Raw genomic sequence first — 21001 nt, forward strand, 5'->3', positions numbered from 1 at the left:
ATTTTTCGGTTTTCCGGGTCCGCCGTATCCCAGAATATGCCCTTTACTCGGCGTCGGTGCGACCGGCACGGACCTCTTTCTCAAACTCGTTGTACTCGCGGATGTATTCGCTCTCGTCGTAGTGCTCACTGGCAAGGCACAGCAGCACCGAGTCGGGGCTGAAATCATACATTTCTTTCCACGCCATGCGGGGAATGTACACGCCGGTGCGGGGGCGGTTGAGGCAGAACACCACCTCATTGCCCAGACCGTCCATCACCTTGACCTTACTCTTGCCCGCCACGTTGACCAGCACAAACTCGCTGCGGCGGTTGGCATGGCGGCCCCGGATAATGTCGGGGTCGGAACCGTAAATGTAAAAGACACGCTGGATGGCAAAGGGGATGTCTTTCTCCCCCTCCACAACGACCAGGTTGCCCCGCTCGTCCCCGTGTTCGGCAAACTCGATAAAGCAGGCGCTGTTGGTGATCTCCATGGTGTGCTTCTCCTTTCTGTGGTGCGGGCGGTCAGACACAGCCCGGGCGATAGGCATTGATGGTGCGGATGACCTTCTCCTGTTCCTCCGCCGTCATGCCGTTGTACATGGGCAGGCTCAGCACCTCCCCGGCATAGCGCTCGGCAATGGGGAAATCTCCCCGGTGGTAGCCCAGGCTTGCGTAGGCCTCGCTGAGATGGGGCGGGATGGGATAGTGGATGATGGTGCCGATGTCGTTTTTGTCCAGCCAGGCAGCCAGCTCATCCCGGAAGCCGGGCAGATGCACCACATACTGGTGCCAGGAGCTGTCCGCCCCCGGACGGATACGGGGCTTGATAAGGCCGGGCAGGTTGAGCCCCGCGTCGTAGCGGGCGGCAATGCGGCAGCGCTCCTCATTGAAGTCCTGCAGATACTTGAGTTTGACCCGCAGCAGGCCCGCCTGCAGCTCGTCCAGGCGGCTGTTGGCGCCCACCACTTTATTATGATAGCGGCGGTCGCTGCCGTAATTGCGGAACACCCGGCAGCGGGCGGCAATGTCGTCGTCGTTGGTGGTGATGCAGCCTGCATCGCCAAAGGCACCGCAGCCCTTGGTGGGATAGAAGCTGAAGCAGCCGATATCACCGATGGAGCCGGTGACCTGACCTTTCCAGTGATTGCCGTGGCTCTGGGCGCAGTCCTCCACCACTTTCAGGTCGTGGCGGCGGGCAATGTCCATGATTTTGTCCATGTCGCAGCTCTGGCCGTAGAGATGCACCGCCAGGATGGCTTTGGTGCGGGGGGTGATGGCAGCCTCGATCTTGCCGGCGTCGATGTTGTCATACTGGTCCGGCTCCACAAAGACCGGCGTGGCCCCGTTGATGGTGATGCCCATGACGCAGGCAATGTAGGCGTTGGCGCTGACGATGACCTCGTCCCCCGCCCCGATGTTCAGCAGGCGGAAAGCGATCCACAGGGCATCCAGCCCCGACGCCAGGCCCACGCAGTGCTTTGCCCCCACCATGGCGGCCCATTCCTTCTCAAAGGCTTCCACCTCGCGGCCCAGGATGTACCATCCGCTGCGAAGCACTTCGATGGCTTTCGACTCATATTCGGCCGCGTGCAGGCCGTACTGCCGCCCCAGATCGTTGGGCATGATCCGCATGGCTGTGCCTCCTCAAAATTTTATGCATTCCGGGGGTCTCCCGGGGATATCTATGTGTTTTTTCATTATACCATATCCGCACCGGTATGCAAAGCGGGCGGACCAGTGCACAAAAAGTCCCCGGCCGAAGATTTTCCCGGCCGGGGACTTTGTTTTCACTGTAAATACCCAATTACAGGGCGCAGGGGGTAAAGCCGTCCTTGCCCAGCACCAGGACCTTGTCATAGCCCAGGGCCTTGAGGCCGGCGGCAGCCTGCTCATAGCCTGCGGTCAGGGCGTTGGCGGAGTGAGCGTCGGCGGTGATGATCACGTTGCCGCTCAGTGCCAGCCAGTCCTTCAGAATGGCATCGGAGGGGAAGAATTCATCCCGGAAGCCGCGGTGCACCGCGCTGGTGTTGACTTCCAGCACACAGCGGTTGCGTGCCGCCACAGCCAGGGCGTCTGCCGCTGCCTTTTTGTAGCGGGGGTCGTTCTCGTCAAAGAACTTGCCGTCGCCGTTGATCTTTTTGATGAGGTCGAAGTGGCCCAGAATGGTGGGGTGCTTTTCCGCCACCTTGGCCACGTTGGCAAAGTAGGCTTCCGCCACTGCCAGTCCGTCGCCGTCAAAGTCGTCGCGGATGCAGGCGGCCAGGTCGGACTCGCGCCAGTCGATCTCATAGTATTTGCCGGTCTTGGGGCCCCGGACATAGTGGGTGGAGCCGATCCAGTAATCGTATTTCGACGGATCATCGTCGGAATACAGATCCCATTCCAGCCCGTAGAGAATATCCATCTTGCCCTGGTATTGCTTTTTCAGCCGGGCAGCCTCGCCCTTGTACTGGGCGGTGCGGGCCGGGCTCATGCAGTATTCCAGATCGCACGGGGTGTGGCTGTGGCCCGAGAAGCCCAGGGTCTTCATCCCTGCGCGCCAGGCGGTGACCGCCAGTTCGTCCATTGTGTTTTTGCCGTCACACAGCTTGGTGTGGACATGTACCGAGCTGAGCATGTATTCGCCTGCCATTACTGCATCCTCTCCTGCTTTACTTTATGGTCGATCACATGACGTTTTTCCAGTTCTTTGGTGATATCCTCCACCGAGATGCCCAGTTCGATCATCAAAACCATCACATGGTAGGCAAGGTCGCTGATCTCATAGATCGTCTCTTCCCTGTCCTTTTTTGCCCCGGCAATGATGACCTCGGTGCTTTCCTCGCCCACCTTTTTCAGGATCTTCTCGATGCCTTTGTCAAAGAGGTAGGTGGTGTAGCTGCCCTCCTTGGGGTCGGTCTTGCGGCCCTCGATGAGCTCATACAGCCCCTGCCAGGTGAACTGCTTCAGTTCCTCCGACACGTAGACCGGGTTGAAGAAGCAGCTCTCGGCGCCGGTATGGCAGGCCGGGCCGGACTTGACCACGTCCACCACCAGGGCGTCCTTGTCGCAGTCGGCGGTGATAGACACCACACGCTGCACGTTGCCGGAGGTCTCCCCCTTGCGCCAGATCTCCTGACGGCTGCGGCTGTAAAAGACGGTGCGCCCTTCCGCAATGGTGAGGGCCAGGGTCTCGGCATTCATGTAGGCGAGGGTCAGGACCTCGCGGGAATAATGGTCCTGAACGATAACGGGGATCAGCCCGTTGGCGTCAAACTTGAGGGTTTTCTCGGTGTCAGGATATTGCATAGTTTTCGCTCCAGTCATGTGATACATATAGTTTACCTTGCCTTGCGTCATTTTGCAAGGTATAAAAGCACGGGGCGCGCGGCGGCCCTTACAGCCGCATTTCCACGCCGTTTTGCCGCAGATATTGTTTCAGGTCCCGGATATCCACCTGCCGGGTGTGGAAGATGCTGGCTGCCAGCCCCGCATCCACGGCAGGATGCTCCAAAAACAGAGTCTTGAAGTCCTCCATGCAGCCCGCGCCGCCGGAGGCAATGATGGGTACGGCGCAGCGCTTTGCCACCGCGTCCAGCAGTTCCAGGTCAAAGCCGTTCTTGACGCCGTCGGTGTCGATGGAGTTGACCACCAGTTCCCCGGCGCCGTTTTTCACGCCCCGCTCCAGCCAGTCCAGGGCATCGATGCCGGTATTTTCCCGGCCGCCCTTGGCGAACAGCATGAATTTGCCGTCCACCCGCTTGATGTCCGCCGACAGCACCACACACTGGTCGCCGTATTTCTGGGCGGCCGCCGGGATGATGTCGGGGTTGGCGATGGCCCCCGAGTTGACACTGACCTTGTCGGCGCCGCACTTGAGCACCCGGTCAAAGTCCTCCAGGGTGCGGATACCGCCGCCCACCGTCAGGGGAATGAAAATCTCCGACGCCACCCGGCGCAGGATATCGGTAAAGAGGGTGCGGCCCTCCACGCTGGCGGTGATGTCGTAAAAGACCAGCTCGTCCGCCCCCGACTGGTTGTACCAGCGGGCCATCTCCACGGGGTCGGCCATATCTTTCAGCCCTTCAAAGTTGACGCCCTTGACCACGCGGCCGTCCTTGACATCCAGACAGGGAATGATGCGTTTGGTAATCATAAAAGTCCCCTCCTTCTCTCAGTCGAAACGGCGCACGGCCTCGGCCAGGTCGATGGCACCGGTGTAGACCGATTTGCCCAGAATGGCGGCGTGGCAGCCCATGGCCTGCAGGGTATCCAGTTCCTCCATTTTGGCGATGCCGCCGGAGGCAGTGATCTCCAGCCCGGGGATGGTGAGCAGTTCCCGGTAGAGGTCCATATTGGTCCCCTGCATGGTGCCGTCCCGGGAGATATCGGTGGCGATGACCGCTTTGACCCCTGCTTCGGCCAGGCGGCGGCAGAAGGCCACCCCCGGCTCGGGGGTGACTTCCTTCCAGCCCGCCACGGCCACCAGGCCGTCCTTCATGTCCACGCCCACAGCGATCCTGTCGCCGTACTTTTGGGCCATGCGGGCGGTGAAATCAAAGTCCCGCACCGCCACGGTGCCGAGAATACAGCGGGAGACGCCCAGGTCCAGATAGCGGCGGATGCGCTCCTCGTCCCGGATGCCGCCGCCCACCTCAATGTAGAGGTCGCTCTCGGCAGCGATGCGGGCGATGGCGGGCAGGTTGGCGGTGGTGTCGTCCTTGGCGCCGTCCAGGTCCACCACGTGGAGGTATTTCGCCCCCGCGGCGGCGAAGGCACGGGCCTGATCGGCGGGGGCGGGGTTATAGACGGTCATCTGGTCGTAGTCGCCCTGATAGAGCCGCACGGCCTGTCCGCCGCGCAGGTCAATGGCAGGAAACAGTTTCATGGTTTGCCCCTCCTTACAGTTCAGCGAAGGCCCGCAGCAAACGCAGGCCGGTGTCGCCGGATTTTTCGGGGTGGAACTGGGTGCCGTAGACATGGCCGCTGCGCACAGCGCCAGTCACCGGGATGCTGTACTCGCTGGTGACAAGGGTGCTGGCGGCGCAGTCCTTGGCGTAGAAGCTGTGGACATAGTAAACGTACTCCCCGTTTTTCACGTAGCGGAAGAGGGGGTCGTCCTCCCGGCCGGGCACGATATCCATGGCATTCCAGCCGATGTGAGGCACCTTGAGGGCGGGGTCGGCCAGATCATCCGCCAGAGGGCAGACCTTGCCCGGCACCAGCCCCAGACCGGCATGGCGGCCGTACTCGTAGCTTTCCTCAAAGAGAAGCTGCATGCCCAGGCAGATGCCCAATAACGGCTTTTGGGCGGCTTCCGCCTTGATGACGGGCACCAGCCCCGTGTCGGTAAGTTTCTGCATGGCGTCGCCGAAGGCTCCCACCCCCGGCAGGATGATATGGGATGCGGCGCGCAGCCGGTCGGCGTCCCGGGTGACCTCGGTCTCAATGCCCAGGCTCTTCAGGCTGGAGGCCAGGCTGAACAGGTTGCCCACCCCGTAATCCACAATGGCGATCATCTTGGTTCCCCCTCTTGTATGATTTCAGCGCAGGATGTGGTTCAGTTCCTGCAAAAAGCGCTCCATCTGTTCCGGCGTGCCGATGGTGATGCGCAGCCAGCTGTCGATGCGCGGGGCGGAAAAATACCGGATGAGTACCCCCCGCTCCCGCAATGCCTCAAAAATCTCCTTGGCCGGTTTGGCGGCGGGTCTGGCAAACAGGAAGTTGGTGGCCGAATCCAGCACGGTGAAGCCCCGCCGGCGCAGGGCGTCGGTGGTCTCCTGCCGGGTGCGGCAGATCTTTGCCACCGTATCCCGGAAATAGGCGTCGTCCTGCATGGCGGCGGTGCCGGCGGCCTGGTTCAGCGAGCTGATGTTATAGGGACTGTAGCTGAACTTGATGCGGTTCATGTCCGCGATGAGGGCGGGCTGTGCCGCGCAGAAGCCCAGCCGGGCGCCCGCCATGCTGCGGGACTTGGAGAAGGTGCGCACCACAATGAGGTTGTCATATTTGGGCACCAGGGGCAGGCAGGAGGCTCCCTCCCCCGCAAAGTCCACGTAGGCCTCGTCCACGATGACAATGTGGTCGGGATTGCGGCGGATGACCTCCTCGATTTCCGCCACCGGAGCCAGCAGGCTGGTGGGGGCGTTGGGGTTGGCGATGACGATGGTCTCTCCCAGCCCGTAATAGGCAGTCAGGTCCAGGGTAAAGTCCTCCCGCACCGGCAGGATGTGGGCGGGCACCCCCAAAAGCTGGCAGAGCACCGGGTAAAAGCTGTAAGTAATATCCGCAAAGGCCAGGGGCGTCTGTCCGTCGCAGAAGGCCCGGATGGCCAGCAGCAGGTTTTCATCGCTGCCGTTGCCGCACAGGATATGGTCGGCGGGCAGCCCCACCTGCCGGGCAATGGCGTTGCACAGGTCGGCCTCGGTCAGGTCACAGTAGAGGCGCAGCCCGGATACCACTCCCGCCACCGCATCGGCCACCGCCGGGGAGGGCGGATAGGGGTTCTCGTTGGCGTTGAGCTTGACCAGATCGGGCATCTTGCGCTGCTCGCCGGGGGTGTAGGGCTCCAGCGCCGCCAGGGTAGGAGTAAAATAACGGCTCATGGCAGATTGCCTTCTTCCTGATTGAAATATGTCAGTGGTTTTTGCGCACCACGCGGCAGGGATTGCCGCAGGCCACGGTATCGGAGGGGATATCCTTTGTGACCACGCTGCCCGCGCCAATGACCACATTGTCTCCGATGGTCACCCCGGGCAGAAGAATGGCCCCGCCCCCGATCCAGACGTTGTTCCCGATGGTGACCGGGGCGGTCTGGGTCTTGCAGAAGGCAAAGGAGCCGTCGGCCCGGGGCTCGCCGAAGCGGTCTTTTGCGTTGGTGGGGTGAAAGGCGGTGTAGATCTGGACGTTGGGCGCGATGAGGGCGTTATCCCCGATGGTGATGCGGTTGTCGTCCAGAAAGGTGCAGTTCATGTTGACTTCGCAGTTGTTGCCGAAATGGATGTTGACGCCGTAGTCCACATAAAAGGGAGCGGTGATCCAGAGGTTTTTGCCCCGGCTGCCCAGCAGTTCATTGAGGATGCGGTCCTTGGTCCCGGCATCCGCCGAGTCGGTGCGGTTATAGTCCCGGGCCAGGTCCTTGGCCTTGTGCCACAGGGCCAGCAGTTCGGGGTCGCCGCAGTCGTACAGTTCCCCGGCAAGCATCTTTTCTTTTTCGGTCATGGGTATTCCTTTCCGGGCGGGTTCAGCCCTTGAGCCCCCGGGCCTGGCGGTCCATATCCTCCACCACAATGTCGAAGATCTCCCCCAGGGAGGCGCAGTATTCCAGCACCAGCCAGGGCTCATTGGTATGGTAGTGCAGTTTGATGAGGTCCTCATCCCCCACCACCAGCAGGCAGTCGCCCTTGAAGCGGCTCATGATCTGGTCGTGGATCTCGTCCTCATCCAGGTCGTGCCCCTCGATGAGCAGCTGGGTATCGTAGCGGTAATCCATGTCAGTTGTCCTCCTCAAAGCGGATGGTCACGCTCTTGGCGTGAGCGTGCAGGCCCTCGTGCTCGGCAAAGTCGGCGATGCGGCCCTGTACCTTGCCCAGAGCGTCCCGGGTGTAATAGATGAAGCTGGACTTCTTGACAAAGTCGTCCACCCCCAGCGGGCTGGAAAACCGCGCCGTGCCGCTGGTGGGCAGGGTGTGGTTGGGCCCGGCGAAGTAGTCGCCCAGTGCTTCCGGCACGTTGCGGCCCATAAAGATGCTGCCCGCGTTCTTGATGCGGCCCAGCACCGCGAAAGGATCGTCCAGGCAGACTTCCAGATGTTCCGGTGCGATGATGTTGGCTGCGTCGATGGCACGGTCCAGGTCGGCGGCCACCACGATCTTGCCGTTGGTGTCCACGCTCTCCCGGGCGATGGCGGCCCGGGGCAGCTGGGGGATCTGCACTTCCAGCTCCGCCTGCACCGCCTTGGCCAGCTCCATGCTGTCGGTGACGAGAACCGGGCTGGCCAACTTGTCATGCTCGGCCTGGCTGAGCAGGTCGGCGGCCACCCAGGCGGGGTTGCTCTTGCCGTCGGCCAGAACCAGAATTTCCGACGGCCCGGCGATCATGTCAATGCCCACCTTGCCGAAGACCTTGCGCTTGGCGGTGGCCACGTAGATGTTGCCGGGGCCGACGATCTTGTCCACGGCGGGGATGCTCTCGGTGCCGTAGGCCAGGGCAGCCACGGCCTGAGCGCCGCCGGTCTTGAAGATCTTGTCAATGCCCGCCGTCACCGCTGCGGCCAGAATGGCGGGGTTGACCTTGCCGTCTTTGCCCGCCGGGGTGGTCATGACGATCTCGGACACGCCCGCCACCTTGGCGGGGATGACATCCATGAGCACGGTGGAGGGATAGGCCGCCGTGCCGCCGGGGACGTAGACGCCCGCTTTCTCGATGGGGGTGTATTTCTGGCCCAGGGTGATGCCGGGGCCCCGCTCCAGCATGAAGTCCTTGTGCACCTGCTGACGATGGAAGGCCCGGATGTTGTCGGCGGCCATCTCCAGCGTCTTGAGGAAGTCCGGCTCCATGGCGGCAAAGGCCTCGTCGATCTCCTGCTGGCTGACCCGCAGATCGTCGATTTTCGCATGGTCGAACTTGAGGGCGTATTCTTTCAGGGCTTCATCTCCCCGGGCGCGGACATCGGCGATGATGGCGTCCACGGTGGCTTCCACGTCGGCCTCGGCGCGGATATCCCGATTGAGGATCTCCTCCGGCTTGAGGGCGTCAAATTCAAAAATACGGATCATTGTTCCAGTGCCTCCTTCATGCTGCCCAGCAGAGCGTCGATGGCCGCCCGCTTGAACTGATAGCTCGCCTTGTTGGCGATGAACCGCGCCGAGATGGGCATGAATTCCTCCAGCACGGCAAGATCGTTTTCTTTCAGGGTGGTTCCGGTCTCCACAATATCCACAATAACATCGGACAGGCCCAGAATGGGGGCCAGCTCGATGGAGCCGTTGAGCTTGATGATGTCGATGTCCCGGCCGGTCTGCTCATAGTGGGCCCGGGCGATGTTGACAAACTTGGTGGCCACCCGCAGGGCCCGGCTCTCGTCGTCGGTGAAGTTCTTGGGTCCTGCCACGCACATGCGGCAGCGGCCCATGCCGGTGTCCATGAGCTCATAGACATCGGCGCCGCTCTCGGCCAGGATGTCCTTGCCCACAATGCCCACGTCCGCCGCGCCGTGCTCCACATAGATGGCAACGTCGCTGGGCTTGACCAGGAAGTACCGCACCCGGGCGTCGGGGTTTTCGATGACCAGTTTGCGGGTGTCGTTGTAGTCACCCGCGCCGTAGCCCGCCCCGGCCAGAAGGGCGTAGGCCTTGTCACCCAGACGGCCTTTGGGCAGGGCGATGTTCAGCCACTGCTGACCATCGGTCTCCCCTTCCCGCACGGGAGGCAGAGGGGCTTCCAGCCGTTCCAGCTCATCCAGATAGAGGGCAAAGCCCAGGGCGCAGGCCCCCGGAGTGAACCGGCGGATGAGCAGGTCGTACTGCCCGCCCTTGAGCACCGCCCGGGGAATGCCGGACAGATACCCGCTGAAGACCAGGCCGTTGTAGTATTCCATGTCGCCGGCCAGGCTCAGGTCCAGCCGGGCGCCCCGGGCGGCCTCGCCCAGGTCATTCTGCAGGGCGGTGAGCTCATCCAGGGCCTCCCGCTGGCCGGGGTAGCGGCAGCAGGCCCGAGCGGCGGCGAGAGTCTGGGTAAGAGGGCCGTTCAAGGTCAGCAGTTCCGTGAGAGCGGCGATGCCCTCTTCCGGCAGCCCGGCCTTCTGGGCGGCCTCCCGCAGACCGTGGGGGTTTTTCTCCTGCAAAAGGGCCAGCAGGGCGGGGCGGTCGGCCTTGGCCGCGCCGATGCCGTCCAAAAGGGCCGTCACAAAGCCCATGTGGCCCAGCTCCATGACGCCGGGAGCCCCCAGCGCTGCCAGACTCTGGGCCGCCAGACGGACCACCTCTGCCTGTTCTGCCGAGCCCACCGCGCCCAGGCATTCCAGGCCCATCTGGCTGATCTCGGTGAAGGTGTGGCTTTCCCGGCTGGGACGGCAGACCTGCTCGGTGTAATAGTACTTTTTGCAGGTTCCCGGCGCGGGCTGGGCGTTTTTGGCGATGGACAGGGTCACGTCCGGCTTGATGGCCCGCAGCTTGCCGTCCAGATCGGTGAAGGTCACCACCTGGGCGTCGGGCAGAAAGCTTTCGTACTGCTGGTAGAGGGCGTACTCCTCAAAGCGGGCCATGCGATATTTGCGGTAGCCCGCCTGCTCATACAGCACCCGCAGCTGCAATGTGCTGCGCTCCGCCGGGCGAAACGCGGTCAGATCCAGTTCCATATATTTCGATCCCCTCTCTGTGTGTTGCCGTACACCGGCGGGCCGCACATGCCCGGTTCCCGTGCCGGAAAGAATAAAAAAGCAGGCGCGCTTTGCACCGGTTTGGTACAAAGCTGCGCCTGTTTGCATGCATCTTATCCCTGGCAGCCAAGGTCGTCCCAATCCGCAAAATCCTCCGGCAAAGCGATCTTTGTCGGGTCTACCTTGCCGTCCACCACCGGGGGCTTTTCGGCATGGCTTTCCACTGGGTTTGCATTGGGACCGCCGTCCTGAGGCCGCACCGGACGATAGGTCACGGTGGGACGGGCGGCCGGCTGCTCCTGCTCGGGGACCGGTTGGTCCGGGGCAGGCGTCTCCGCCGGTTGGGCGGGTGCGGGCTGCGGGGCGTCCGGCGTCTGGACCGGAACCTCGGTATCATCGCAGGCAGGCGCGGTTTTCGGGGCCTCGGCGGCGTCCATGTCAGCCTCCGGGCCCTTGGTATGTTCGTGCTCCTGCTCGCGGCTGCGCAGCCAAAGCAGTGCTGCGCCCGCGGCTGCCGCCAGAACGACGGCTTTCAGCAAACGATGTTTCCGGGCCATGCCTGTTCCTCCTTTTTGAAAACTTCCCTGAACCCTGAGACGGGCTCTATGACGGTTATTATACCACGCCGCTTTAGCGCGTGCAAGTGTGTCCGGGCAAAAAACAGGAGTTCCTTGCCGCTGGGAAGGCGGCTCAGTTGCGGTGACAGGCGGGTCCCGGCAGGGCAGCAGCCGACTGTGCCGGCGGCCCCGACCAGGGCAGACTGCCGGGGTGCGGCCCTGTCTGAGGCTGTTCAACAGGACGGACGGCCTTGGCAAATCGGCCCGTCAGTGCTCTGGGGCAGCAACGGGGCAAAACAGCGGGGTGGCGGGGCAACGGATTTTTCCCTCAACCGGCAGGAAAAGAAAGATTGACAATTACATTCTACAAGCGCAGAATATAAGCAAAGAAGATTCTACATTTGTAGAGAATGTGAGGTGATGGTATGTTCTCCCTGTTGACCGCCCTGTTTTCCGCCTATGCCGTGCAGGGTGTTTTGCTGGCCGCCGTGACCCTTGCGGTGCTGGGGCTTGGCCGCAGGCTGCAGCGGCGCTACGGCGCCCGGTGGTTCTGCCGGGTGTGGCTGGTGCTGGCGGTGCTGTTTCTTCTTCCCCTGCGGCTGCTGGCGCCCGACGCCCCCGCCGCCCGTATCACCGTACCCGATGCCCTGACCATACCCCGGACGGCTGCCGGGTCCGTTCTCACAGACGAGGCCCTCCCATTGGCAGAGGAAGCAGCGAACAGCTCTCCCTCCATGGAGGATGACGCCATTCCCCCGGCTGCGGTGGACAGGCCGTCCCCGGCAGTTCCTCTGCCCCGGGACGCGGCGGAGACCGGACGGCAGCTTCCTCCTCTGATCGAGGTTGCCGCGGGGCTGTGGCTGACGGGGGCGGCGGTGCTTCTCTGGCAGGGCCTTGCCTGGGGTCTGTGGTACCGCCGGGTGCTCCGGCTTCGGCGGACCCCCGACCCCGAGTGGCAGACCGCTCTGGAGGATGCCCAACGGCAGGTCTGCCTCCGCCGCTCTCCCAGGCTGATGGCCAGCGCAGGGGTGGGCGGGCCGCTGGTGACCGGGCTGCTGCGTCCGGTACTGCTGGTGCCGGTCCAGGCGCCGCCCCGGGAGCAGGCCGCCCTTATGCTGACCCACGAGCTGACCCATCTGCGCCGGGGAGACCTGCGCTTCAAGCTGGTGCTGGTGCTGGCGGCAGCAGTTCACTGGTATAACCCGGTGGTCTGGCTGCTTTTGCACCGGGCGGGACGGGACATCGAGGCCGCCTGTGACGAGCAGGCCGTGGCCGGGAAGGACCGCGCCTTCCGCGCCGCCTACAGCGATGCTCTCCTGCGGGCCGTCCGCATGGGACGGGCGCCCTCCCTCACCACCGGCTTTGCCCTGAGCCGGGCGGACTGGGCCGAGCGGCTGCGCCAATTGTGGGACCTGACCCCCAAGCGCCGGGGCCGAACTGCTCTGGCCGGGCTGGCTCTCTGCGCCGTGCTGGCGGGCGGGCTGGTCTCCTGCCGGATGCCTGCCGAGGACTCCTCCCTTCCCGCCGCCACCGCCTCCCCGGAGCCGGACACGCCCAAGACGCCGGAGAGCGCCCAGCCCTCCCCCGCCGCCGACCTGACCGGCAGCGAGACGGTCTGGGCGGATCTGGACGGGGGTGCTTACCTCGCCCCGGTTCCCGCCCCGCTGGAAGAAGCACCCTATCAGCTCCGGGACAGCTGGCAGGTTTCCTCCCTGGGTCTGGTGGGATGCGCCTGCGCCGACGGCAGCGGCGGGCTGGACCTCTACACCTCGAAGGATGAGGGCCAGAACTGGGACCACATCCACACCGACCTCTCCGGTCTGTTCGGGGAGGAGCCCTTCCTGGTCATGAACTTCCAGATGGTCAGCGACAGCACCGGGTTTGTGGTGCTGCGCCTGGGTTCCACCCAGGAAGAGGCCGCCCTGTGGCCCTCCACGTATTACTGGTGCAGCGACGACATGGCCGTTCTGAGCACCCGGGACGGCGGCAATACCTGGGAGCTCACCGGCCGCTACAGCCTGCCCGCCGGGACAGAGCAGGAAAACTGGCATTTGCAGCCCTTTTTGTGGGTGAATGAGAAGGTAGGCTTCTGGGCGCCCCACACCGACTACACCCACTTTGCCCTCTGGCGCACCGTGGACGGCGGCGCCAGCTGGGAGGCCCTGGACCTGAGTGCCCTGGAGGATGAGATCCCCTACGACGAGGTGCCAGGCATCCATACCTGTACGGTCAAGCTGGACCCCGCCCATCCCGGCCGGGTGAGGGTGGGCTGTTCCGCCGACCATAGTAATTCCATGGAGCACCGATTTTATATTTTCAGCGACGACCTGGGGGAAAGCTGGCAGATGGACTCCTCCACCGAGCCGATCTTCCCCGCCGCCGCTGCCGATGAGGAGAACAGCAATGCATGAAAAACGCCTGCCCGATGCCGAACTGGAGGTCATGAAAGCCCTGTGGGACGCAGGCCAGCCCCTGACCCGCACCCAGCTGGAAACACGGCTGGCCGGGCACAACTGGGCCAGCACCACCCTGCTGGCTTTGCTGGCCCGGCTGGAGGCCAAGGGCTGTGTCAGCCGCAGCCGTCAGGGCCGGGGCTATCTGTATAGTGCCGCCCTGTCCCGCCGGGAGTATCTGCCGGTGGAAAGCCGCAGCGCTCTGTCCCGCCTGTTTGAGGGCAGCGCCAAAAATCTCATTGCCGCCATGGCCGAGAGCGACGCCCTCTCCGACCGGGACATTGACGAGCTGGAGGCCTATCTTGCCCGTCTCAAGGCGGGGCGCGGCGGGGCGCACCAGGACTGACGGCCTTTCCCGTCTCCGCGGCGCGGGGCGCAGAGAGCGCCGGACCCATACAAAAACACACCGGGAGGTTCCCTGTACAGGGAACCTCCCGGTGTGTTTTGCAAAAGCCTTTATGTCAGATCAAGCGATCAGAACATCTTTTTGACAGGGACCGTCCATCCCTTGGTGTCGGGCAGCTTGCCCCACTGGATGCCGGTCAGGGTATCGTAGAGCTTCTGGGTCAGGGCGCCGATCTTGCCGTCGCCGATGAGGGCCTGCTCACCCTTCCAGTCCAGCTCCTTGACAGGGCTGACGACCGCGGCGGTACCGGTGCCGAAGACTTCCTCCAGCTTGCCTTCCCGGGCAGCCTGCATCACGTCGGCGATGGCCAGCTTGCCCTCCACGACCTCATAGCCCCAGTCACGCAGCAGTTCGATGATGCTGCGGCGGGTGACGCCGGGCAGAACGGTGCCGGTGCAGGCGGCGGTGTAGATCTTGCCGTCGATCTTGAACATGATGTTCATGCTGCCGACTTCCTCGACGTACTTCTTTTCCACGCCGTCCAGCCACAGAACCTGGCTGAAGCCCTGCTCCTCGGCCAGCTCGCCGGCCTTGATGGAAGCAGCGTAGTTGCCGCCGCACTTGGTAAAGCCGGTCAGGCCCGGAGCGGCACGGATGTATTCATCCTCGACGTAGATGCGGACGGGGTCGAGGCCCTCGGCATAGTAAGCGCCGGAGGGAGAGCAGATGATGCAGAAAATGTAATGCTTGGAAGCATGCACACCCAGGCCCACGTCGTTGGCGAAGCAGAAGGGGCGGATGTACAGCGAAGCGCCGTCGGAGTAGGGCACCCAGTCGCGGTCCACATCCACCAGAGCCTCCACAGCCTGGACGAAATCGTCGGCCGGGATTCTGGGGATGCACAGACGGTCGGCGGAATCCTGGAAGCGGTTGGCGTTGCAGTCGGGACGGAACAGCTGAACGGTGCCGTCGGCGGTGCGGTAGGCCTTCATGCCCTCAAAGATCTCCTGGGCGTAATGGAACACCACGGTGGCGGGGTCCAGCGGCAGCGGCGCATAGGGTACAATGCGCGGATCATGCCAGCCTTCGCCCTCGGTGTAGTCCATCAGGAACATATGGTCGGTGAAAATCTTGCCAAATCCCAGATGATTCTCATCGGCGGGCTTGGCTTTGGGGGTGGCGGTACGGGTGACCTTGATATCCAACATTCTCATTCTCTCCTTTGTCCGGCGGGCGGTGCCGCAAAAACGCACACAAGCGGCAGGCTGGGGCCGGAACAAAAGCTCCGGCCTGGGCGATGCCGCTTTTTCCCACCCAAAAGCAGGCGCGGCAGACTCGTCGGGTTTGTTTGATCAGCTCCGCAGACAGCCTCTGACAAAGCGGCGCGGCCCTGCCCGGCACACCCCCGTGTACCGGTCCGCCGCGCTCCCGATACCCCCGTTTTGTCCGGGGCCTCTTTTGAACGGACCTTAACTGACATTATAGCGCCGTGATACGCCAAATACAAGTGTACATTTGTAATTTCATGCTCTAAAGCGCATCTTTTCACCGATTTTTGACGACCTTATAAAAGGCGTGGTATAATACCCGCAGATTTTCTGAGGAGGAGGCATGCGACATGCCGTTCATCGCGCTGCTGGCAACCGCTGCGCTCTGTCTGGGCTTTGCCCTGCTGCCCTGTCCCGTCCAAAACCGCCCTCCCGCCCGCCGGGATCTGGGCATCGCCGCCGCGGTGCTTGCCGGTGTGTGGGTCTGGGCTTTTCTCTTTTTCGGCAGGCCGGGACTGTTTGTGGATTTCGGGCTGTTCCGGCTCTGCGCCCTGGGCGCCGCCGCGGCCTGGGTATCCGCCTGCGTCTGCGGATTCCGGCTGCGGAAAGCCCTGCCCCGCCACGTCAGAAGGCTGGGGGTCGCTGCGCTGCTGGTTTTCACCGCCCTGGGCTTTGAGATCTTTCTGGGCAATGTGCAATATTTTGCCACTCACGACTATGTTCCCATCCAGCTGTTCGACTATCTGGAAAGCGACGTGGAGCGGGGCGACAACGGCGAGGTCATCCTGTCGGGGAACAGCGCCGAGCTGCGCTTTGCCGACATCAACCAGCCGCTGTACAATCTGCAGCTGGAAGGCCTCACCTTCCTCTATGACGGAGAGTATCCCGACCGGCAGGACCCGCTGTTCACCATCCAGGTGACCGCCGCCGACGAGGCCAACGCCCAGGGTCTGGCGGGGGGCAGCTGGGATGTGGCCTGGAAGTCCTCCCGCAGCTGGTCCCGGGTGCTGGACTTTTCCGGTAAAATCAGCTGGCTGACCCTCTCCGCCGCCCCCTATGACGGGGAATATATCTGGCATTCCTTCCATTACTCCCTCACCGGCATCGCTGCCAACGCGCCCCAGCCTTTCCGCTTCTCGCTGCTGCGCTTCGCCGTGGTAGCCCTCGTTCTGCTGGCAGGGTGGGCCCTGCGGCCGTCGGGCAGCCTCTGGAACCGCCGCTACTTTGACGCGCCCGGGCGCTTTCGTCCCTGCGTGGCCGGGCTCATTCTGGCCTTCAGCCTGGCGGCAGCCCTGGTCCCCTTTGCCGACCCCATCAATTCCGGGGTGGCCACCTCCTATTATAATGTGAATAACTGGGACGGCGTCAGCAACGTCTATTTCACCAAGCACATCAACGACTGGCAGAAGGACGCCTCCAGCCAGCTGGGGGCGCTGGCCCATTCCCTGCTCAACGGCCGCCTGGACCTGGAGCTGGACCCGCCGGAAGCCCTCGTGGCCATGGACAATCCCTACGACACCGTCGCCCGGGCCGCCCAGGCCCCCGACGCCCTGTGGGATGTAGCCTACTACAACGGCCGGTACTATGTCTACTTCGGCGTGGTGCCCTGCCTGTTGTTCCAGCTGCCCTTTGAGGCCGTTACCGGCACCCGGGACCTGCCCCCCTGCATCGGCATGATCGTCATGTCCATCGCCGCGGTGTTCGCCGCCTTCGGGCTGGTGAAGCAGGCGGCCAGGCGATGGTTCCCCCGCATTTCCGCCGCCGCCTATCTGATCGCATCCTCCGCCGTGGCGGGATGCACCCAGCTGTATTATCTGCTGCTGCGTCCCTCGGTCTATGAGTACGTGATTTTGTGCGGGGCCTCCTTTGTGCTGCTGGCTTTGTGGCAGTGGATGGCCGCCGCCAACACCTCCGACGAACACCGCGGCGCCCGCCTTGCCCATCTGGTGCTGGGCAGTCTGTGCATGGCCCTGGTGGCCGGCTGCCGCCCCCAGATGGAGATCTTCGCCTTCCTGGCCCTGCCCATCTTCTGGAAGCAGTATGTCACCGATCGGCGGCTGTTCACCCGCCGGGGGGCCGTAGAGTTTGCCCTCTTCGCCCTGCCCGTCCTTCTGGTGGCCGCCGGACTTATGTGGTACAACTACGCCCGGTTCGGCTCTCCCTTTGACTTCGGCGCCAACTACAACCTTACCTCCAACGATATGACCAAGCGGGGGCTGAGTTTGGGCCGGGTGGCTCCGGCGCTGCACTATTATCTCTTTGCCGTTCCTCTTTTGAAGGCGGTATTCCCCTACATCCATGAGCTTCGGGTAAACACCAATTATATCGGCCAGACCATCTCCGAGCTTATATACGGCGGCATCATTACTACCACTCCCTTCCTGTGGGTGTTTGCCTTGCTGCCTGCCCTGCGCCGCCGGCTTTCCCGGCTGCGGCTGTGGGGCGTGGTAGGATGGTGTCTCTTCTCCGCCGTGGCCCTCAGCGCCCTGGACGCCATGATGGCCGGTATCCTCTACCGCTATCTGGCCGACTTTGCCCTGCCTCTGCTCTTTGCCGCCGCCCTCTGCTGGCTGGCCCTGGAGCAGGTGCTGGACGACCACCGCACTGAACCCGCCGCCCTCCGCCTGACTGGTCTTTACCGTGTCGCCATGCCGGTGACTGCCGCGGCGGGCATGGTGTTCTGCTTCTGCCTTCTCTTTGCCGCAGAGCCCTGGCTGCGCAGCCAGAGCCCGGCATTGTATCAGACGGTCAGCCGCCTGATCCAGTTCTGGCTGTGATGCGGCCGTATTCCCAAGGAAAGGGGTTTTCTGCGCTATGATGTTTGCTGCCGCGCTGGTGCTCACCGCCCTGGTGTGTCTCGGTTTTGCCGCGGTGCCCGACTGCTTGTTCCGGCGTAGGCTGGAGCGCCGGGACCTGGTCCCGGGTATCGCCGTTTTTGCCGCAGTCTGGCTGTGGGGTGTCTGTTTCTTTTCCCGGCCCGGGCTGACGGTGAACTTTGACGGGTTTCGTTTTATCATCTTCTGTGCTGCGGCAGGCTGGCTGTCCGCCTGCGTCTGCGGCTTTCGGCTGCTGCCCCGGATCCGGGGCAAACGCTACCGTCCTTTCGTGCTGGCCCTTCTTTTGCTGTCCGCTCTGGGTGGGGAAGTTTTTGTCTGTAATGTCACCTATTTTTCCACCCACGGCTACCAGCCCTTCCAGCTGTTTGACTATCTGGTTTTGGCCGACGGCCAGACCCGCACGACAGCTGGCGTCACCCTGACCGGAGACACCCCCTCCCTCCATTTCGAAGGCATGAACCAGCCCATCTACAATTTACAGCTGGACCGGGTGGACTACCTCAACCGGGACGGGGACTACGCCAACCCAGACCCCTGTCTGCAGTTCAATGTGTCGGCCGCCGATGACGCCAACACCACCGAATTTACCGGCGGCCGCTGGTGGTACGCCCCCGAGGCGCCCCGCACCCGCTGGCTGACGCTGGATTTCTCGGGCAGTCTCTCCTCCCTGACCCTGAATTGCTACAACTTTGACCAGAACGAGTGGGCCAGTTTTGACTGGACCATCCAGGGCATCACCGCCAACACGCCCCGGCCGCTGGATTTCTCCCTCCTTCGGTTTGCAGTGCTGTTTGCAGTGCTGTGCATCGGGTGGGCGCTGCGGCCGTCCGGCATGCTGTGGCGCACCCCCTATTTTGATGCGCCCAAACGCTTCCGTCCCTGCGTAGCGGGGCTGATCCTCTGTTTCAGTGTACTGGCCTGTCTGTGTTCCTTTGCCATCCCACGGTTTTCCGGAATCGCCACGGAACAGTACAATGCCGCCAACTGGAACGGAACGGATCCTTTCAATTTCATGACCATCGATGAACAGGACGGTTCTCTTTTCGTACAGCAGGGTGAGCTGGCACACTCCCTTTTGAACGGACGCCTGGATCTGATGATCGACCCGCCCCAGACTCTGTTGGAGATGGAAAACCCCTATGACAACGGTTCACGCAAAGCTCAGGCACCCGACGCCCTGTGGGATGTGGCATTTTATGAGGGAAGATACTACGTTTACTTCGGCGTCGTTCCCACACTGTTGTTCCAGCTTCCCTTTGAGGCACTCACTGGCATCCGGAACCTGCCGCCCGTTTTCGGTGCGATCATCATGACCATTGCCATGACGTTCGCCTGTTTCGGCCTGATCAAACAGGCGGCCATGCGCTGGTTCCCCGGCATTTCTGCCGCCGCTTACCTGATTGCCTGTACCGTGCTGGCCTCCTGCGCACAGCTCCATTTTCTGCTGCTGCGCTGTATGGTGTATGAATATGTTATTGTCTGCGGCGCCGCCTTTGTCATGCTGGCATTGTGGCAATGGATAGCTGCCGCCAACACCCCGGTGGAAAAACGCCAAACCATGATCGTCCACCTGATGCTGGGCAGTTTGTGCATGGCTCTGGCAGCCGGATGCCGCCCCCAGATGGAAATTTTCGCTTTTCTGGCCCTGCCGATTTTCTGGAATCGCTACGTTACCCGGCGGCGGTTGTTTACTCGCAAGGGAGCAGCGGAATTTGCTCTGTTTGCCCTGCCCGTCATCCTTGTGGCTGCCGGCCTGATGTGGTACAACTACGCCCGTTTCGGCTCGCTTTTCGACTTCGGAGCCAATTACAACCTGACCACAAACGACATGACCAAGCGCGGCTTCAATGCTTCCCGCATCGGTCCTGCCCTGTTTGCCTGTCTGTTTGCCCCCAGCCCCATCTCGGCAACTTTCCCCTATGTGGGCAGTATCCTGGTTTGGACAAACTCGCTGGGGCAGACCATCACCGAATTGTGCTACGGCGGTGTGATAACCACTACCCCGTTTTTATGGATCTTCACCTGTCTGCCGCTTATGCGCCGTCGTCTTTCCAAACTGCGGCTGTGGAGCATTGTGGGCTGGTGTCTTTTCTGCGCGGCAGCTTTGGCCGCCTTGGATGCCGAAATGGCCGGCATCCTTTACCGCTATCTCATGGACTACACCATGCCGCTGCTGTTTGCAGGTGTTCTGTGCTGGCTGGCTGGCGAGCAGGCACTGGGCGATCATTGCGGCGAGGCACTTGTTCCCCGGGTACAAAACGTTTTCCGCGTTTCTATGAATTTGACCGCAGCGAGCAACCTGGTTTTTGCTTTCCTGCTGTTCTTTGCTGCCGAACCTTACCTGTACAAAAATACCCCTGGCTTGTTCAACAGCGTCAGCCGTCTGGTGCAGTTCTGGCTGTAAGTGCCCCCTGAGCCACACAAAAAACCGCCGCTCCTGCACTTTTGCAGAGAGCGGCGGTCTTTGTGTGTATGAGTGAACTGTCACATTTTGTGGTCGGCAAAGATGGGGTCATCCTGCCACAGCACCACATGGCCCGCAGCACGGGTAGCGTTCATATCGATGATGCGCTGGTTGGAGGAACCCCGGAACCGCAGGGAGATGTCGTACAGATCCTGCACAAAGGCGCCGTCCACCAGCACGTCGATGCAGGAGAGCATCTCGTCGGTGACTTCACACCGGGAGGCCGAGGGCTGCAGCAGCTCGGTCTCATAGACGTTGCCGGTGTAGCACCAGATGGTCTTGTGCGGGTACAGGATCTTGACATCATGCAAAAAGCCGACCAGGGCGCGCTGGTTTTCCGGCTCAAAAGGCTCGCCGCCCAAAAGGGACAGCCCGCCGATGTAGTCCGGCTTGAGGCTGGCCAGGATCTCGTTGCGCACCGCCTTGTCAAAAGGCTTGCCGTAGTCGAAATCCCATGCCACCTTGTTGAAGCAGTTCTCACAGTGGCGGCGGCAGCCCGAGACAAACAGGCTGGTGCGCACGCCGGTGCCGTTGGCGATATCGCAGTATTTGATGTTGGCGTAATTCAATGCCGTATCCCCTTTTTCTCCAATCTATCTGGCCACTATATCTGGTTTTGCAGGCGGCGCAGGAACAAGATGCTGTGGCCGTCCGCATGGTTTGCACAATTGGCAGTATAGCAGACGCCCCGCCTTTGCGCAAGACGCCTTGCTGCGGTTCAGCGGATTTTATATC

Annotated in this window: 19 protein-coding genes; 4 read left to right on the forward strand and 15 right to left on the reverse strand. The window is 62.5% G+C overall.

Translation table 11 applies throughout. The annotated features are described in order from the left end of the window. Window positions 1–43: 43 nt before the first annotated feature. The 13 genes from INF35_RS11840 to INF35_RS11900 form a co-directional block, all read right to left on the reverse strand. Complete coding sequence (locus INF35_RS11840; protein ID WP_193502679.1) at window positions 44–475, reverse strand: sugar 3,4-ketoisomerase; 432 nt, start codon at window positions 473–475, stop codon at window positions 44–46. 31 nt (window positions 476–506) lie between these two features. Next, window positions 507–1616 carry a DegT/DnrJ/EryC1/StrS family aminotransferase gene (locus tag INF35_RS11845; RefSeq protein WP_193502681.1) on the reverse strand — a complete coding sequence of 370 codons (1110 nt, stop codon included), beginning with the start codon at window positions 1614–1616 and terminating at the stop codon, window positions 507–509. 172 nt (window positions 1617–1788) lie between these two features. Beyond that, window positions 1789–2616: a PHP domain-containing protein gene (locus INF35_RS11850; RefSeq protein WP_193502683.1), complete on the reverse strand. Its 828-nt coding sequence runs from the start codon at window positions 2614–2616 to the stop codon at window positions 1789–1791. Next, window positions 2616–3272, reverse strand: a complete 657-nt coding sequence (gene hisIE, locus INF35_RS11855; protein ID WP_193502685.1) for a bifunctional phosphoribosyl-AMP cyclohydrolase/phosphoribosyl-ATP diphosphatase HisIE — start codon at window positions 3270–3272, stop codon at window positions 2616–2618. Before hisIE ends, INF35_RS11850 begins: the two co-directional genes overlap by 1 nt. Window positions 3273–3360: 88 nt before the next feature. Then, entirely contained in the window at window positions 3361–4119 is a 759-nt protein-coding gene (gene hisF / locus INF35_RS11860; RefSeq protein WP_193502687.1) for an imidazole glycerol phosphate synthase subunit HisF, read from the reverse strand. A gap of 18 nt (window positions 4120–4137) precedes the next feature. After that, window positions 4138–4851, reverse strand: coding sequence for a 1-(5-phosphoribosyl)-5-[(5-phosphoribosylamino)methylideneamino]imidazole-4-carboxamide isomerase (gene hisA, locus INF35_RS11865; protein ID WP_193502689.1), 714 nt, complete (start codon window positions 4849–4851; stop codon window positions 4138–4140). A gap of 13 nt (window positions 4852–4864) precedes the next feature. Further along, window positions 4865–5482, reverse strand: a complete 618-nt coding sequence (hisH, locus tag INF35_RS11870) for an imidazole glycerol phosphate synthase subunit HisH (RefSeq protein WP_193502691.1) — start codon at window positions 5480–5482, stop codon at window positions 4865–4867. A 24-nt stretch (window positions 5483–5506) separates the two neighbouring features. After that, the gene (gene hisC, locus INF35_RS11875) at window positions 5507–6568 is read right to left on the reverse strand and encodes a histidinol-phosphate transaminase (protein ID WP_193502693.1); all 1062 of its coding nucleotides are present in this window, start codon (window positions 6566–6568) and stop codon (window positions 5507–5509) included. A 31-nt stretch (window positions 6569–6599) separates the two neighbouring features. Then, window positions 6600–7184, reverse strand: coding sequence for a sugar O-acetyltransferase (locus INF35_RS11880; protein ID WP_193502695.1), 585 nt, complete (start codon window positions 7182–7184; stop codon window positions 6600–6602). Window positions 7185–7206: 22 nt separating this feature from the next. Next, window positions 7207–7455: a kinase to dihydroxyacetone kinase gene (locus INF35_RS11885; protein ID WP_193502697.1), complete on the reverse strand. Its 249-nt coding sequence runs from the start codon at window positions 7453–7455 to the stop codon at window positions 7207–7209. 1 nt (window position 7456) lies between these two features. Then, window positions 7457–8740 (reverse strand): histidinol dehydrogenase, encoded by a 1284-nt coding sequence (gene hisD, locus INF35_RS11890; protein ID WP_193502699.1) that lies wholly within the window; start codon window positions 8738–8740, stop codon window positions 7457–7459. Beyond that, window positions 8737–10320: an ATP phosphoribosyltransferase gene (gene hisG, locus INF35_RS11895; RefSeq protein WP_193502701.1), complete on the reverse strand. Its 1584-nt coding sequence runs from the start codon at window positions 10318–10320 to the stop codon at window positions 8737–8739. Before hisG ends, hisD begins: the two co-directional genes overlap by 4 nt. A gap of 134 nt (window positions 10321–10454) precedes the next feature. After that, window positions 10455–10898: a hypothetical protein gene (locus INF35_RS11900; RefSeq protein WP_193502703.1), complete on the reverse strand. Its 444-nt coding sequence runs from the start codon at window positions 10896–10898 to the stop codon at window positions 10455–10457. Window positions 10899–11323: 425 nt separating this feature from the next. On the opposite strand from INF35_RS11900, the gene INF35_RS11905 reads away from it, so the two are divergent. Both INF35_RS11905 and INF35_RS11910 read left to right on the forward strand, forming a co-directional pair. Beyond that, window positions 11324–13309, forward strand: coding sequence for a M56 family metallopeptidase (locus tag INF35_RS11905; RefSeq protein ID WP_193502705.1), 1986 nt, complete (start codon window positions 11324–11326; stop codon window positions 13307–13309). After that, the gene (locus INF35_RS11910; protein WP_235983216.1) at window positions 13302–13697 is read left to right on the forward strand and encodes a BlaI/MecI/CopY family transcriptional regulator; all 396 of its coding nucleotides are present in this window, start codon (window positions 13302–13304) and stop codon (window positions 13695–13697) included. The genes INF35_RS11905 and INF35_RS11910 overlap by 8 nt, the downstream gene beginning before the upstream one ends. 128 nt (window positions 13698–13825) lie before the next feature. Here INF35_RS11910 and INF35_RS11915 read toward each other — a convergent pair whose 3' ends face one another. Continuing rightward, entirely contained in the window at window positions 13826–14905 is a 1080-nt protein-coding gene (locus INF35_RS11915) for a branched-chain amino acid aminotransferase (protein ID WP_193502710.1), read from the reverse strand. A 410-nt stretch (window positions 14906–15315) separates the two neighbouring features. On the opposite strand from INF35_RS11915, the gene INF35_RS11920 reads away from it, so the two are divergent. Continuing rightward, window positions 15316–17742 (forward strand): hypothetical protein, encoded by a 2427-nt coding sequence (locus INF35_RS11920; protein ID WP_193502712.1) that lies wholly within the window; start codon window positions 15316–15318, stop codon window positions 17740–17742. 37 nt (window positions 17743–17779) lie between these two features. Next, window positions 17780–20206 (forward strand): hypothetical protein, encoded by a 2427-nt coding sequence (locus INF35_RS11925; protein ID WP_193502714.1) that lies wholly within the window; start codon window positions 17780–17782, stop codon window positions 20204–20206. Window positions 20207–20286: 80 nt separating this feature from the next. On the opposite strand, the gene nrdG is transcribed toward INF35_RS11925, so the two are convergent. Next, window positions 20287–20835 (reverse strand): anaerobic ribonucleoside-triphosphate reductase activating protein, encoded by a 549-nt coding sequence (gene nrdG / locus INF35_RS11930; RefSeq protein WP_193502716.1) that lies wholly within the window; start codon window positions 20833–20835, stop codon window positions 20287–20289. Window positions 20836–21001: the final 166 nt, after the last annotated feature.

Origin of the sequence: Gemmiger gallinarum, from assembly GCF_014982805.1 — a bacterium.
Taxonomy (GTDB): Bacteria; Bacillota; Clostridia; order Oscillospirales; family Ruminococcaceae; genus Gemmiger; species Gemmiger gallinarum.